This is a genomic window from Acinetobacter piscicola, from assembly GCF_002233755.1.
GTDB lineage: Bacteria > Pseudomonadota > Gammaproteobacteria > Pseudomonadales > Moraxellaceae > Acinetobacter > Acinetobacter piscicola.
The window spans coordinates 1-1,079 of record NZ_NIFO01000064.1; the positions used below are offsets into that span (position 1 = coordinate 1).

A 1,079-nucleotide genomic window follows, 5' to 3' on the forward strand; every position below is an offset into this window, starting at 1 on the left:
CAAAAAAATTATCAGACTTAACCACTTATATTTTTATTCCTTCTTTTGGGCTTTCGATAAAAGATCAACTCGAAAAAATCATTCAAAATAATCAAGACAATTTACTCAGTGCCTCTTATTTAATTTTAGATTTGCGTAAAAATACTGGCGGATTCGATACGTCTGCTGAACCACTTTATTCAATTTTGGGAGAAGCAGAATATTGGACTGAAATCCCTCAGATTTATACATCAACTGTAACGATACAAGCTTGGAAAGAATTAGAAGCAGAAATACCTGATCCCGATTCAAAGAAAATGCTCAATCAAATGGTTAAAAAGATGGAGTCAAATAAAAATGGCTGGATCGGCTTAATGGAGCAGCAAGAAGTAAGCCAAAAAATATCAGGCAAAGATATTCTAGCAACACCAAAAGAGGTTGCAGTATTGATTGATGAAGACTGTGGTAGTTCATGTGAAGAATTGGTCAAAACCATTCGACAAAATCCTCGGGTTATCACCATGGGCAGAAATACTTTTGGTGCATTAGATGCGTCTAACGTCAGAGATGTACCTACGCCATCTAAGAAGCTCTCTATAAACTATGCGACTACTTATGTACATCGTCGTGCGGGACAAGAAATTGATAATATTGGTATTCCGCCAAGTATCAAACTACCGATTCCTAAAGATCAGCAAGCTTATGATGATGAAGTAAAGTTTGCTCAAAAATATTTAGAACAGAAACTGTAATTTTTGTTTTTCAAAAAGATTGAGAATACAGCTATCAGAATACAGGACTCAGACCAATGCCACACCGTTTTGTACATGCTTCTTTTTTAATACTCGCGAGTTCAATTTTACTCACTCAAAACGTTCAAGCAACTGAAGATGCTATACCCATGACCAGTGCTGAATGTTTACAAGATATCGACTTTACTGCTCAATTTTTATTGGAAAATGATGCAGGTATTCGAGCACAAAAATGGACAACCTACCCTGAAAATATTCAACACGTTCTGAATACTCAAAAAGAAAAAACAGCCCAAGTTCAAACGGTAAAACAATGCCAAGATATTGCTAAACCTTTTCTTCAAGCCA

At 35.8% G+C, this 1,079-nt stretch carries 1 protein-coding gene and 1 pseudogene; both read left to right on the forward strand.

The genetic code is table 11. The annotated features are described in order from the left end of the window. Positions 1 to 731 (forward strand): S41 family peptidase (locus CDA10_RS16690; RefSeq protein WP_089606650.1); only part of this gene is annotated, 731 nt, incomplete at its 5' end. 56 nt (positions 732 to 787) lie between these two features. Next, positions 788 to 1,079: pseudogene (locus CDA10_RS16695) on the forward strand (S41 family peptidase); the annotation flags it as partial.